Source organism: Paenibacillus massiliensis 2301065 = DSM 16942 (assembly GCF_000377505.1).
Classification (GTDB): domain Bacteria; phylum Bacillota; class Bacilli; order Paenibacillales; family Paenibacillaceae; genus Paenibacillus; species Paenibacillus massiliensis.
Genome location: NZ_KB898191.1, coordinates 312,959 through 327,388 on the forward strand (window position 1 = coordinate 312,959; position 14,430 = coordinate 327,388).

14 protein-coding genes are annotated in these 14,430 nt (G+C 45.4%); 5 read left to right on the forward strand and 9 right to left on the reverse strand.

Annotated elements, in window-relative coordinates; translation table 11 throughout:
* Positions 1-131 precede the first annotated feature (131 nt).
* The 5 genes from D328_RS0116025 to citZ form a co-directional block, all read right to left on the reverse strand.
* Positions 132-1,004, reverse strand: coding sequence for an SDR family oxidoreductase (locus tag D328_RS0116025; protein WP_018886037.1), 873 nt, complete (start codon positions 1,002-1,004; stop codon positions 132-134).
* 196 nt (positions 1,005-1,200) lie between these two features.
* The gene (locus D328_RS0116030) at positions 1,201-1,626 is read right to left on the reverse strand and encodes a hypothetical protein (RefSeq protein ID WP_018886038.1); all 426 of its coding nucleotides are present in this window, start codon (positions 1,624-1,626) and stop codon (positions 1,201-1,203) included.
* Positions 1,627-1,781: 155 nt separating this feature from the next.
* Positions 1,782-2,723, reverse strand: a complete 942-nt coding sequence (mdh, locus tag D328_RS0116035; protein WP_018886039.1) for a malate dehydrogenase — start codon at positions 2,721-2,723, stop codon at positions 1,782-1,784.
* A gap of 13 nt (positions 2,724-2,736) precedes the next feature.
* On the reverse strand, positions 2,737-4,032 hold the full coding sequence (gene icd, locus D328_RS0116040; RefSeq protein ID WP_018886040.1) for an NADP-dependent isocitrate dehydrogenase: 1,296 nt from the start codon (positions 4,030-4,032) through the stop codon (positions 2,737-2,739).
* A 179-nt stretch (positions 4,033-4,211) separates the two neighbouring features.
* Positions 4,212-5,324 (reverse strand): citrate synthase, encoded by a 1,113-nt coding sequence (gene citZ, locus D328_RS0116045; RefSeq protein ID WP_018886041.1) that lies wholly within the window; start codon positions 5,322-5,324, stop codon positions 4,212-4,214.
* An 840-nt stretch (positions 5,325-6,164) separates the two neighbouring features.
* Here citZ and D328_RS0116050 point away from each other — a divergent pair.
* Positions 6,165-7,295 carry a type II asparaginase gene (locus tag D328_RS0116050; protein WP_018886042.1) on the forward strand — a complete coding sequence of 377 codons (1,131 nt, stop codon included), beginning with the start codon at positions 6,165-6,167 and terminating at the stop codon, positions 7,293-7,295.
* 92 nt (positions 7,296-7,387) lie between these two features.
* Here the strand turns inward: D328_RS0116050 and D328_RS0116055 are convergent, their stop codons facing one another.
* The 4 genes from D328_RS0116055 to D328_RS0116070 form a co-directional block, all read right to left on the reverse strand.
* On the reverse strand, positions 7,388-8,431 hold the full coding sequence (locus D328_RS0116055) for a stalk domain-containing protein (RefSeq protein WP_033413149.1): 1,044 nt from the start codon (positions 8,429-8,431) through the stop codon (positions 7,388-7,390).
* 225 nt (positions 8,432-8,656) lie between these two features.
* On the reverse strand, positions 8,657-9,292 hold the full coding sequence (locus tag D328_RS0116060) for a nitroreductase family protein (RefSeq protein WP_018886044.1): 636 nt from the start codon (positions 9,290-9,292) through the stop codon (positions 8,657-8,659).
* Between the two features lie 171 nt (positions 9,293-9,463).
* Positions 9,464-9,859: an FxsA family protein gene (locus D328_RS0116065; protein WP_018886045.1), complete on the reverse strand. Its 396-nt coding sequence runs from the start codon at positions 9,857-9,859 to the stop codon at positions 9,464-9,466.
* A gap of 4 nt (positions 9,860-9,863) precedes the next feature.
* The gene (locus D328_RS0116070) at positions 9,864-10,346 is read right to left on the reverse strand and encodes an acyl-CoA thioesterase (protein ID WP_018886046.1); all 483 of its coding nucleotides are present in this window, start codon (positions 10,344-10,346) and stop codon (positions 9,864-9,866) included.
* Positions 10,347-10,559: 213 nt separating this feature from the next.
* Between D328_RS0116070 and D328_RS0116075 the strand changes: the two genes are divergently transcribed.
* The 4 genes from D328_RS0116075 (at position 10,560) to D328_RS0116090 (ending at position 14,425) form a co-directional block, all read left to right on the forward strand.
* Positions 10,560-11,405 carry a transporter substrate-binding domain-containing protein gene (locus D328_RS0116075; protein ID WP_154659117.1) on the forward strand — a complete coding sequence of 282 codons (846 nt, stop codon included), beginning with the start codon at positions 10,560-10,562 and terminating at the stop codon, positions 11,403-11,405.
* A gap of 116 nt (positions 11,406-11,521) precedes the next feature.
* The gene (locus D328_RS0116080) at positions 11,522-12,856 is read left to right on the forward strand and encodes a CapA family protein (RefSeq protein ID WP_018886048.1); all 1,335 of its coding nucleotides are present in this window, start codon (positions 11,522-11,524) and stop codon (positions 12,854-12,856) included.
* A 49-nt stretch (positions 12,857-12,905) separates the two neighbouring features.
* On the forward strand, positions 12,906-13,664 hold the full coding sequence (locus D328_RS0116085) for an amino acid ABC transporter permease (protein ID WP_018886049.1): 759 nt from the start codon (positions 12,906-12,908) through the stop codon (positions 13,662-13,664).
* Positions 13,664-14,425, forward strand: coding sequence for an amino acid ABC transporter ATP-binding protein (locus D328_RS0116090; RefSeq protein ID WP_018886050.1), 762 nt, complete (start codon positions 13,664-13,666; stop codon positions 14,423-14,425). Before D328_RS0116085 ends, D328_RS0116090 begins: the two co-directional genes overlap by 1 nt.
* Positions 14,426-14,430 lie beyond the last annotated feature (5 nt).

The following is a 14,430-nucleotide window of genomic DNA, read 5'->3' on the forward strand; positions in this document are numbered from 1 at the left end:
GGTAAAAGACTTTTGGATTCCAAGCATATTAATGCTGGCATGCAAAAGAAGGACTCCGTCACTTGTTAAGATAAGTGAGAGTCCTTCGAATCTTGAGCTATCCGCTTACCCTGTAAGCGTCATAGATTTCCTTAACCATTAATAACCTCGCCGCCATTAATATGCATGACCTGGCCACTCACATAGGAGGAATCATCACAGGCTAGATATACATAAGCTGGAGCCAGCTCTTCTGGCTGCCCTGGCCGCTTCATCGGCTGGGTGCCTCCGAATTCGCCGACCGTCTTGGCATCAAAGGTAGATGGAATGAGCGGCGTCCAGATCGGTCCAGGTGCCACGGCATTCACCCGAATTCCCTTATCTGCAAGATTCATGGACAAGGAACGAGTAAAGGAGGTAATGGCCCCCTTAGTTGCAGAATAGTCGATAAGTGAAGGATTGCCCCGGTATGCTGTTACAGAGGTCGTGTTGATGATGGTGCTGCCTTTTTTCAGTAATGGCATCGCCGCCTTCGTCAAATAGAACATGCTGAATATGTTAGTTCGGAAGGTCTTCTCCAGTTGTTCAGCCGTAATATCCTCTATTCGCTGCTGAGGATGCTGCTCGGCTGCATTGTTCACGAGAATATCAACCTTGCCCAGCTGCTCGATCGTCTCCTTTACGATCTGCTGACAGAAGCTCTCATCTCCAATATCACCAGCAATCAAGACACATCGACGTCCTTCCTGCTCCACTTGCCTTTTCGTCTCCTCTGCGTCTCCATGCTCACTGAGATAGACTATAGCAACGTCAGCCCCTTCCTTGGCATAGGTGACGGCCACGGCACGTCCAATCCCGCTGTCCCCCCCAGTAATAATAGCTACTTTGCCTGTAAGCTTGCCAGCTGCCTTGTAGGAAGCTCTCTCGAATTCCGGCTGGGGGTTCATTTTGGATTCAATACCTGGCTGTTCATTTTGATGCTGTGGGGGCATGGTCTGCTTCTGATCTTGCGTCTGAGTTGACATATCATCTCACTCCTTCGATTCATTCTTTTGGGGTCCTGATTCATTAGGATGTCTTTAAAGGATGCTGTCTACTCTCGTTTTCATTATGTTTTTACCCTCTTGGTACAAGATTAAACGACCAAAACATACGAAAAAGGCCTCCACAGAATTATGAATCCTGTAAAGACCTCTCCAGCTCAGACTGTCTGCAAATTCCTTAAATAATTGAAGAATTCACCATGAAGAATATCATGACCAAGAGCGCCGCGGCCATTCCGATACTGAATGTACTAATCTTACGTAGGGACGCGGAGATATCCGCTCCACTGCGTACACCCTCCATCGCGAGACGCAAGGGCTTGCCCATCATACCGCTGAATCCTCCCATAATCAGGAGCAGCAGAATGACAACTACCATCCAGGCTAAAGAGTAACGATCACCGCCACCCGTTAGCATGTAGCCACCTGTCAGCAATTGAACGATTAGCGCGAACTGGGCAAGTCGGTTCAAGATGCTGATGACAGACATACTTCCTTCCTGTGCAGGTGCAGACAATTTCTTCATCGACTTCACTACTAGCGGCAGAAGGAGATAGAACCCTACGGCCAGTGTGCCGATCATGTGCAGCAAGTACACAACCATTTGTATAGGCCTCCATTTCATGTAATAAAATTCATTGACATTCTATGATTCTCTCAAAAGTTGCAATCAAAATAATTATACCAACGCCTATTTCAAAAGAAAAGAGCATACCCGACACATTCTCATGTGCAGGTATACTCTCATAATACCCTTTTCTACACTGTAACGATCTCAATGACACCACGAACCGATTCCGCTGATCGGTCAAGCGCAGCCTTCTCGTCAGCCGTCAGCTCAAGCTCGAAGATGTTCTCGATGCCGTCACCGCCAAGAATGACGGGCACACCCATGAATAGATCCTGATATCCGTATTCGCCTTCGAGGTATGCAATGACCGGTAGGATTCGCTTCTTATCCTTGAGAATGGCCTCAGCCATCTGCACCAACGAAGCCGCTGGTGCGTAGTAGGCACTACCATTGCCAAGGAGATTCACAATCTCACCGCCGCCAACACGAGCACGCTGCACGATCGCATCAATGCGCTCAGCAGGGATCAACGTGTCGATCGGAATACCACCCACACTGGAGTAACGGACCAGCGGTACCATATCATCTCCATGCCCACCAAGCACGAAGCCTCGTACATCTTCAACAGATACGTTCAGCTCCTGTGCAATGAAGGTGCAGTACCTTGCGGTATCCAGCACGCCAGATTGACCGATGACTCGATTTTTAGGAAATCCAAGCGTCTTGAACGCTGCATAAGTCATGGCATCCACTGGATTGCTCAACAGGATGACAATGGAGTTCGGGCAATATTTCTTCACATTCTCGCAGACAGCTTTGACAATTCCGGCATTGGTATTTACCAGATCATCTCTACTCATGCCGGGCTTGCGAGCTACGCCTGCCGTGATAATTACGATATCCGAATCAGCAGCATCTTCATAATTAGAGGTGCCAATAATGTTGCTATCAAAGCCTTGTACCGGACTGGCCTCGAGCATATCCAACGCCTTGCCCTTGGTGGGATTCTCCAACTGCGGAATATCCAGCAGCACCACATCACCAAGCTCTTTTTGCGCAAGCATCAGGGCAGTCGTCGCTCCGGTGAAGCCGGCTCCAACCACGGTGATCTTTTTACGTTGAATAGTCACGATAGAAGTCCTCCTACATGTTGCTAATGATTTGGTCAGCAAACTCAGAGCATTTCACTTGGGTAGCGCCTTCCATCAGACGAGCAAAGTCGTAGGTAACTGTTTTATTGTTAATGGATGTCTCCATGCCCTTGTAGATCAGGTTAGCAGCTTCCTGCCAGCCCAGATGCTCAAGCAGCATGACGCCAGACAGAATGACGGAGCCTGGATTCACGACATCTTTATCAGCATATTTCGGCGCTGTACCATGCGTTGCTTCGAAGATCGCATGTCCTGTTACATAGTTAATATTAGCGCCTGGAGCGATTCCGATACCTCCTACTTGTGCAGCCAGAGCATCAGACAGGTAGTCCCCGTTCAGATTCAATGTCGCAATCACATCGAACTCACCAGGACGAGTCAGAACTTGTTGCAACGCGATATCCGCGATTGCATCTTTCACGATGATTTTGCCAGCTTCTTCAGCGGCTTTTTGAGCTGCATTAGCTGCTTCCTCACCGTCTTTTTCTTTGATGATATCGTATTGTGCCCAAGTGAATACACGATCTCCGAATTCCTGCTCAGCGACCTCGTAGCCCCAGTTTTTGAAGGCACCCTCAGTGAATTTCATGATGTTGCCTTTATGCACCAATGTCACAGACTTGCGGTTATGCTCGATCGCGTACTCGACTGCAGCTCGAACCAGACGCTTGGAGCCCTCAGCGGATACCGGTTTGATGCCGATTCCAGAAGTCTCAGGGAAGCGAATCTTGTTCACGTTCATTTCCTTTTGCAGGAATTCGATGACCTTCTTCACTTCCTCGGAGCCTTCCTTATACTCGATACCTGCATAGATATCTTCAGTATTCTCACGGAAGATGACCATGTCTACCAGCTCAGGACGTTTCACCGGAGAAGGTACCCCGTCAAAGTAACGTACAGGACGCAGGCACACATACAGGTCCAGCTCCTGACGCAGCGCCACGTTCAATGAACGGATTCCGCCGCCAATTGGAGTTGTCAGAGGTCCTTTAATGGCTACGATATATTCACGAATCGCTTCCAGCGTATCGTTCGGAAGCCACTCCCCGTATGTATTAAATGCTTTCTCACCTGCGAATACTTCGTACCACGCAATCTTCTTGGAGCCGCTATAAGCCTTCTCAACAGCAGCATCCAGCACCCGCTTGGAAGCCTTCCAGATATCACGGCCTGTGCCGTCACCTTCAATGAAAGGAATGACCGGGTTATTTGGTACCTGCAGCTTGCCATTATCAATCGTGATTTTATCGCCTTCGGTAGGGAGATCAAACTTTTCCAATTTCAACATAAGTTCTAGTTCCTCCTTGAATGGTTAGTGTTAGTCAGATTTGTAGCAATGCTGCTCTTGCATGGAATGGTCAGCGATGTGATTCTATTCATAGACAGCACATCGCTACCATCTCCACTATTCTATCACAATTCGAGCCATCAAAGCCCAACCAAGCATAGTCCATCGTTTTTGGAGCTTTAGCGTTGGTCTGGTGTTACATATTTTTGATTCGTTGGTCCTGTATATTCAGCACGCGGGCGAATCAGACGATTATCCTCGAATTGCTCCAGAATATGTGCAGTCCAGCCAGATACACGGCTCACAGCAAAGATCGGGGTGAACAGCTCACGCTCAATGCCAAGCTGGGTGTATACAGAAGCTGAATAGAAGTCCACATTCGGCTTCAGACCTTTACGGGATGTAATCATGTCCTCAATCTGCACGGACATATCATATTGCGTCGTATTTCCGTTCAATTCGCCCAGCTCACGAGACATCTTCTGAAGATGCTTGGCACGAGGATCACCATTCTTGTATACACGGTGCCCGAAGCCCATAATCTTGTCACGATTATTCAGCTTCTCGGTAATATAGGATTCTACCCGCTCCAATGAGCCAATCTCATCAAGCATTTTCGCCACGGCCTCGTTCGCACCACCATGCAGTGGCCCCTTGAGCGCACCAATAGCAGACGTGATGCCAGAGTAAATATCCGACAGCGTAGCCACTGTGACTCGGGCAGCAAAGGTAGAGGCATTCAGCTCATGGTCAGCGTGGAGCACCAGCGCTTGGTTAAAGGCTTTGATGGCGATCGCATCCGGCTCTTTGCCTGACAGCATATAAAGGAAGTTCTCAGCAATGGAAACGCCTTCTTTTGGCTGTACAGGGTCAAGTCCTTGGCGCAGACGGGCAATTGTCGCTACGATGGTCGGAAGCTGAGCCTGCAGCTTGATAGCCTTCCGTTCATTAGCTTCCCGTGACATGTCATCCGCTTCATTGTCATACAAAGCAAGAGCAGATACGGCAGAGCGCAATGCCGCCATAGTACCCGCTTCTTTGGGATACAGCTTCATTTGGGCAATCAGCTCATCCGGAATGGCTGCATAAGAGCTAAGCTCAGCACGTAGCTGCTCTAGCTCGCCTGCATCTGGCAGCTTACCGAACCACAGCAGAAAAGCAACTTCTTCGAAAGCAGCATTCACGGCCAAGTCATCGATATCATATCCGCGGTACGTCAGAACACCGTCTACGATTGAGCTTATGGAAGAGGTCGTTGCAACGATACCTTCCAGACCTTTGGTCGCAGTCATAGGTACATCTCTCCTTTGTTCACAACAGATTGAAGGGACTTGCAATGAAAACATTTTCAAAATTCAACAAATCACAAAGGTAATGGAAAATTATTAACGCATCGTGTCAATATTCGAATCACTTATTACTATACTGGATTTTGTCGGTTATGTGAACAATAATAGTCCCTTCATGCGTATTCAAATGTTTTATTGCTCCGATAAAATAAAATGAACAGGTGTTTTTTTATCATTTATATTGTATTCCGATACTCTTTTTTATTTGCACTATTCTACATATACATTTTTATTCTTATCTGTTTCATTCTCCACACCATCAAGAAATATCCCTTAAATTCCAAGGATTATGGCTATTATGTCATAGAATTATGCTGGTAATGAGTTATATTCATTTTGTGTAAATGTATTTTTTTAACATTACCACCATTTCCCTCGCTTTTTCACTTACCCTTTTATCATTTACAAATCACGCATATTTTCATCTTTATTTACTTGATTTTTATGGATTCAATCCAATGCACACTTAGATTGGCAGGCCGAATGAAGTTTGTAATCAGACTAAGCTTGCTACAGGTCAGACACTAATCTACGCCATATGACCTTTTTAAGATGATGTGCTTTAAAATTTAATAGTCTGATATTTTATATAACACAAAACGTCATAAAACTTAACAATTGTATTGACCTTTTATTTCTAAAGCTCTTATAATCGCAATTAAGTTTTCAAAGCGTCATTTAATATAACAAAAGGAGGAGAAGTTTTACATATTCATCTCAATCACTTATTTCATACGAGCTGAAGAAGCTTTCATGAACATCATTGACTAGGGGGAAATCGTGATGAAGTTGAAAAATGTATTATATGCTCCATTATTGACTGCGGCTCTGTTGGGAAGCTCGCTACTACCTGTAAATGGATCATGGATTAGCGAAGCCGCGGCCAACGAGGCCGTGACTCAGGTCAAGGAGGCCGAGGTACGTGCCTCTCTGCCTAATATAGTCATTCTCGCTACGGGAGGAACCATTGCTGGCTCAGCAGCCTCCAATACCGATACTACAGGCTATCAGGCGGGGGCGATCGGAATCCAGACGCTTATACAAGCTGTACCGGAGATGAAGAAGCTTGCGAATGTCAGCGGAGAACAGATTGCTAACGTGGGTAGTCCGAACATTAACAATGACATTTTGCTGCACATGGGCAAACGTATTAATGAACTGCTGCAATCAGATGATGTGGACGGTATCGTCATTACACATGGTACAGACACGCTAGAGGAGACTGCCTATTTTCTAAATCTGGTCGTCAAAAGTGACAAGCCTGTCGTTGTCGTAGGCGCGATGCGTCCTGCAACCGCAATTAGTGCAGATGGTCCATTCAACCTATATAATGCAGTCAGACTGGCAAGCTCCCCTGAGGCCAAAGACAAAGGCGTAATGATCATGCTAAATGATCGGATTGGCGCTGCACGCTACATCAGCAAGACAAATACAACAGCTGTGGATACCTTCCGTTCCAACGAGCAGGGCTATCTGGGTGCGATTGTGGGAGAGAAGATCCACTTCTACAATGAATCCACTCGCAAGCATACAAGCCAGACTGAATTCGATATTTCGAACCTGACGGAGCTTCCACAGGTAGATATTTTGTATGAATATCAAAACAACGGCCGATATTTGTATGATGCCGCTGTGGCAGCAGGGGCCAAAGGAATTGTTGTAGCTGGCAGTGGGAATGGCTCGATGTCCAGCGCCTCCTCTGAAGGTGCAACAGATGCGGGCAAGAAGGGTGTCATCATCGCACGCTCCAGTCGGGTAGGAAGCGGTACCGTGTCTGGACGCAGCGCAGATCTAGCTAAAAACTTTGTGACAGCAGATTCTCTGAATCCACAGAAGGCTCGTATTCTATTGATGCTTGCCTTGACCAAGACGAATGACCCTGCCCAAATTCAGTCCTACTTCAATGAATACTAATCTCCAATAAACCAAAAGAGGCATCCACCGTATTTAGGCTTGAATAACGGGGATGCCTCTCTAGTTACAACTTTCATATTATTACAATGGAATTAATTATTGAATCGTTCAATTGTAGACGAGTCATCCTCATCATAAATGTAGCCACTGATGTAGGCATTCGGATAAGCATCCTCGATATCGCCGATCAGATTATCCACGAAGGAGGTACGACGTGAGCTGGACAGACTTGTCCAATCATCCTCATATACGTATACCTCTACAGTAACATCATCCTCATCACCCGAAAGATAGATGTTGAAATTCACATCATTATAAGTGCCATAATCATCATTCAAATCATCCCTAAGTTCGGACAGACTTACTGTCGTGTTACCCAAGCTTACCGTCCCACTGCTGCTTACATTAATGGTTGCCAATCGGGTTGAATCATACACCTCACCTGAAATATCCGCATCCTCGTATTTATCCAGGATATCGTCCACTATATCCTGTACATAGCTACGCTGCTGGCTAGAAGACAAATCGCTCCAGCCATCTCTGTCCACTGTTATCTCCAGATACAGATCATCCTCATCACCACTAAGATCAATAACGGAGTCCGTAGATTGATAATCCTCGTAATCGTCATTCAGTTGATCCTCCAGCTTCGCAACAGTCATGCTACTACTACTGCTACTGCTGCTACTGCTATTCACCTGAGATTGTAACGAGGCAATCTGGCTGTTCAGCGTGGCAATGGACGCATCCTTCTCCTGCACAAGGGCCTGTGATGCTGTCAGCTCCTGCTGGAGTGTATTGATCTGACTGTTCAGGGCCGTAATTGTCGTCTCATCTACGGCTATCGAGGTATCCTCAATGACTACTCGCTTATTGGTGCCATCCCAAGTAACCTTCTTGTCCAGGGCAGAACCCACAACACGCAGTGGCAGATATGTAGTGCCATTGATGAGGAACGGCTCCAGCTCCCCCTCAGTCGCTACTTGAGATCCGTTGTAGACGATCTGAATGTTGTTATAGACGGCCTGTAAGGTTTTCGTTGCCTGTGCCGCATAAGCCGGTTGTGTTAGCACTACTCCCGACACAGCCAATGTCAGAGCCAGAGAAGCGGTAGCTACTTTTGTCCATATTTTCATGTCTTGATCCGCACCTTCCATCCGAATAAGTATACTAACGAAGTACATTAGCTCATCACCTAGATTATCATCGGAAGGCACAAATACCTATATTAATACAGAGGATTTAAGCAAACTTTCAGCTATATGAGTCTTCCCCGACACGAACGGACTTGGCTGTATAATAGCTGCTTATAAACAAAGCAGGAGAGCTGCCTTCCGGCCTCCCTCCTGCTAACCATCGTATTAATTAGGTGATTGGAATGAATTGATATTTACATATTGATTCACAGGCTTGCGATATCCGCGCGGACGTTCTTTGTCCTTCACACTTTTGCCGAGAGTAATCAGCATGACGGGTACATAACGCTCAGGAATTTCAAAGAGTTCCTGCACCTTTGCCGGATCAAAGCCGATCATCGGACATGTATCCCAACCATGATCCTTAGCAATCAGCATTAGCTGCATGGCGGACAGACTGGCATTTCGAATAGCTTCATCACGCTGAAAGGCTTCCCCACCAGACTCATAGGCACGAGTTATATCTTCATTCTCCTGATCATAATCCAGCTTGCTGATCATGCCGAGATTCAGCATACCCGCATTAATTTCGCCAGCATGAAGATAAGCCTTCGTATCTCCCAGCACCACGATCGTAGCCGAAGCATTCTTCACTTTATACTGCTTGGACGCCTGATAGAGCTTCTCCTTGCTCTCCTCCGAGGTGGCAACAATATAATGAGAGTGCTGCAAATTAAAAGCGGATGGTGCATAGCGATTCAGCGAAAAGATCTGCTGCAGCTCTTCCTCCGAAATCGGTGTATCTGGTACAAAGTTAACGGCTGACCGTCTAGTCTCAATTATCGTTTTCAAATCGCTCATATTCCTATCTCCTTTGAGATTCGTATGTAAGTCTCATTTGCCATATTCACAAGTGTACGAAATATCACATTAGTACATTATGTATATTTGTTATTATAATACACAAACTTATTTTTTGTAAGTAGTTTTTTTAATTTTTTTTCATTTTATCAAAAAAAAATCGGCTGCTTATTAAAAGCGCCGAAAAAAAGTGATGTTGCCGTTTTTCATTTTCTTCTCCACCCATTTGTAGAGCAGCATTCGATAGATGGGTCGGGTCAACGGGAACACCACCGTAAATCCAATGATATCCGTAATGAAGCCAGGGATTAGCAGCATCGTACCACCGATAAATACACATAAGCCATCCAGCATCTTATTGCCAGGCATTTGTTGACGATTAATAGCGCGCTGGGCATCTGCAATGACTTTGCGTCCCTCGAACTGCATCATAGCGACACCAATGATACTCGTGAACAGCATCAGTAGAATGGTCTTGCCTGCACCGATCTGATTACTGAGCCAGATGAATCCATACAGCTCAGCGGCGGGGATCAATAACATTAGCAGCCAAATTGGTCTTAACATGCTCTTATTCCTCCCCTTCCTTATATAATGCGAGTAATTGCTCATACACCTCGGGCAACCTTTTATCCAATCGTACCGGCTTCCAGTCCTGGCTTAGCCAAGCATGAGATGTCTCTCCCGTGACAAGCAGCTCGCCTTGTTCTCTAGGTAAGGAAGGCTCATTCTGATCCATTATACGCTTTACTTCATATTGATAGGTTAGTCGTAATTTCGACATATCCTTGATTCGTGTATAGACAACGATACGGTCATCATAACGTGCTGGCTGGCGATAGTGAACAGCCAAATCAAGCACTGGAAGCAACACACCCTGTTCCTCCAGCATTCGGTAGGTCAAGCCGGCTTCTCTTAACATTTCAGTTCGTCCCGTTTCGAACCATTTTACATAATTGGCATGATATACGACAGCCATCTGATCAGTCTCAGCGTAATGCACACGCAGTTCAACCGAAGACCACCGTCCCCCCTGTTCTCTTTCTTCTGTCATGTCGTCCCTCTCCTGTTCTTGGTCAAGCTGCGCTTGTTCTCTCATTACATAGCTATGTATCCATTAAACCATATTTGCTTGCTGGGAACAAAAATCACTTTTCGTTTTGTCTTGACAGTATATATATAGCGTGTCATAATGCATTCCATACTAAATCACTAAGAAATATTGGACATTAAAATTTTCCGTTATTTAACGAGGGGGAGCAGTCAATTGAAAAAGAGATTTTTACCAGGGGTTTTTGTATTATTGTTGGGGGTTATCATTGCTGGATGCGGGAACAAGACTGGCGCAGACACTGGCTCTCCAGGCGATGACGGAAACCAGCAAACAACGGTTGTGGCAGCTACTAGCGGGACAAGCAACCCGTTTAGCTACGATAAGGATGGTACACTCACCGGATACGATGTCGAAGTCCTCAAGTCCATTTTTGAGGGTCTTCCTGAATACAAGCTTGAAATTCAACCTATTGAGTTCGAAGGCATCCTCAACGGACTGGACAACGGACGCTTCCAACTGGGTGTCAATAATTTCAGCTCCAATGAGCAAAGACGTGAAAAATATAATTTCTCCTTACCTATTATTGAGAATGCCAATGTATTTGTTGTCCGCAAGGATGATAACACACTCCAGTCGATCAATAATCTGAAGGGATACAAGGCAGTGACTGAAGTCGGTAACTCTGGTGCAACATTGCTTGAGAATTACAATGAACAGCATTCAGATGCCAAAGCTGACATTATTTATACCGATGAGAACTTCGTAAAGCAGTTCGAAGGCATTGAAGCAGGAAAATATGATGTTCGTATTATCTCTCGAGTATCCGCAGAAAAAGCGATCAAAGAGCATGGCTTTGCCAATCTGAAGATTGTTCCTTTTTCCACGGAAAATAGTGACCCAGGGTCCTACATTCTGTTCTCTAAATCCACCGACAGCAAATTGCTAGATGAAGTAAATAAGCGGATCAAGGAAATTTACGAAGATGGAACCCTGCTGAAAATCAGTCAGGAGCAGTTAGGTGGAGATTTCTTGCCTAAGAAAGAATTAATTGAACAATAAGCCAGCGTGTCGAATTAGTATCCTCTTTTGCTGCCAGGACCTTTATGGAACATCGGGTTTGGCAGCAATTTAGCGATACTTTTTTTCGGAAAGCTACCTATTATAAGGAGGAAAATATGAAATTTTTAGTTACGGGAGACGCCCTGTTCTCCAGCAGCAATTTATATAAGACGATGGATCCGAAGCTTGTAGCCCTTTTAAATGAAGCAGATGAAGTGTTCACTAATGCAGAATTTGTAACACCAAGAAAAAACACAGCTCCGGCTTCTGGCAGAGGCTATCAGACAAGCGTGCGTCCCAAGGCGCTCGACGAATTTAAGCATTTGAACATTCGCTATATTAGCTTCGCTAACAATCATACAGGCGATTATGGAGTTGAGGGCATAGTCGACACAATTGAAGAGGCAGAGCAGCGTGAATTGATCCCTTTGGGTGTCGGATTAAGTCTACATGATGCCCGCAAGCCTGTGTTCATAGATACACCAGATGGTCGAATTGCCATCATTACCATTGATGTTACGAGAAGTGAAGTCTTTGCAGCATCGAATCCCGGGAACGGAGTTCCCGCTCGTCCGGGAGTAAATCCGCTGCGTTGGTCGCGCACATATGTTGTGAATAATCAGGATTTTGATAGCTTGAAAGAAATCAGTCAACGAATCGGCATTGCTTCCAGCATGGAAGAGGGCAAAAAGATAGAGACATTCAAGAGTAAATCAGAGAACCATTTTGAATTTGGCTCCTTGTTCGAAGGATATCTCACGTTCGAAAAAGGCGATGACCCACGTGTAAAGACAACAGCACATGAGGGGGATCAGCAAGAGATTCTTCGTTCAATTCGAGATGCTAAGGAGCGCAGTGACTTTGTATTTATAAGCCTGCACACACATGAAGGAGAAAATGAAAACTGGTATTCCGATTATCCGGCAGAATTCATTCAGACCTTTGCACATCAAGCCATAGATGCCGGAGCAAGTTGTGTATTTGGGCACGGAGCACATTTTACCAGAGGGATCGAGCTATACCACGGGCAACCCATTTTCTACAATATTGGAAGCCTGTTCATGGAATTTGAAGCAGGAGAATCGATCATCTCTCCGGAAATGTTCACAGCTTATGGCTACCCAGAACATGAAGCTCCATCTACTCTTCATAAAAACAGAACCAAAGACTCCGAGGGGAATTGGCAAGGCTTCTATAGTGATCGAAAATTCTCCGAGAATTTCTTGATCACCTTTGATCTTAGTGTCGAAGAAAAGCGTTTTGACTACGAACTAATCCCAATAGATCTACAGCTTACTCATCCAATTGTGACCAAACGGGGTCTGCCCGTCATGGCGTCCAAAGAAGTTACTAAGTCACTTGTTGAACGTCTGAATGCTATTAGTAAAGAGCGCTATAATACCGAAATCGTATATCAGAACGAACAGCTAACGTTGAGAGAGTTGGATTGATTAATGGTTATTCGTCCGTGAAATTGAACGTGGAAGGAATGCAATCCTAATGGCAAAGATTTTTGATATTGAAGCAGTTTTCTCAGCGATACCCAGTCTGTTGAAGTTTCTTCCCGTAAGTCTGGAAATCACTTTTATTTCAATGATTGCCGGTCTGTGCATGGGTCTAATCTTTGCAGTGATCCGGATAAAAAAAGTTCCGTTTCTCAGTCAGTTAGTTACGGTATTTATCTCCTTTATTCGAGGCACACCCATGATTGTCCAGCTGTATTTGACCTATAATGGAATTCCGTTGCTGTTAAAATTTATTAATGAACAGTATGGAACCAGCTATAATATTAATGCCGTGCCTGCGATGCTTTTTGTTCTGGTCACCTTCGCATTTAATGAGGCAGCCTACAATTCCGAGACCATTCGTGCAGCCCTCCAGTCCGTGAATAAAGGGCAAATTGAAGCTGCCGAATCGCTAGGCATGACTTATTTTCAGGTATTGAGACGAGTGATACTTCCAGAAGCACTTGTAGTGGCCACTCCACCACTTGGAAATGCATTGATTGGACTGCTGAAAGGAACTTCTCTGGCATTTGTAGCAGGTGTCATAGAGATGACGGCGCAAGGAAAGATTATCTCCGGAAGTAATTTTAGATTCTTCGAGGTCTATCTTGCTCTCGCCATTATTTATTGGGCCTTAACGATCATCATTGAACAAATTCTTAGATATCTGGAGAAAAGGTTCTCGATTCCAGAGCCTGGCCAACATAAAAATAGCCTGAGTCGTTGGTTCTCCTTGGGAAGGAGGGACATCTAATGATCAAGATAAGTAATTTGTCCAAATCCTTTCACGGCAATGTAATTCTGGACAAAATCTCAGTCGAGATTCAAAAAGGGGATGTAGTGGCGCTTATTGGCTCTTCTGGGGCTGGAAAATCAACCTTTCTACGCTCTCTGAACTGCCTGGAAAAAGCGGATCAAGGCCAGTTGGATCTGGATGGATTCAATGTGGATTTCAGCACTATTACAGGCAAACAGCGGCTGGAGCTTCGTCAGCACACTGCGATGGTTTTTCAGCACTTCAATCTTTTTCAGCACCGTACAGCTCTGGAGAATGTGAAAGAGGGATTGAAGATTGTAAGAAAAATCAAAGATAGCGAAGCAACGCAAATAGCCAAAGAGCAGCTAGAACTGGTGGGGCTATCTGAACGTGCTGACTATTATCCCAAGCATTTATCCGGTGGCCAGCAGCAGCGCGTCGGAATTGCTCGCGCACTCGCCATGAAGCCAAAGCTGATGCTGGTGGATGAGCCTACCTCCGCTCTTGATCCCGAGCTGGTAGGAGAGGTGCTTAACACCATTAAAAGAACTGCCGCAGACGGTCAGACCATGATTCTTGTATCTCACGAGATGAACTTTGTATATGAAGTTGCAAGCAGAGTGCTCTTCTTGGATAAAGGGAAAATTATTGAGGAAGGTACCCCGGATGAAGTGTTTAATCATCCTAAAACCCAACGGGCGAAGGAGTTCCTGCAGAATTATTTCCGAACTAGGGGTACGGATACCTATTCAATCTGAAGTTA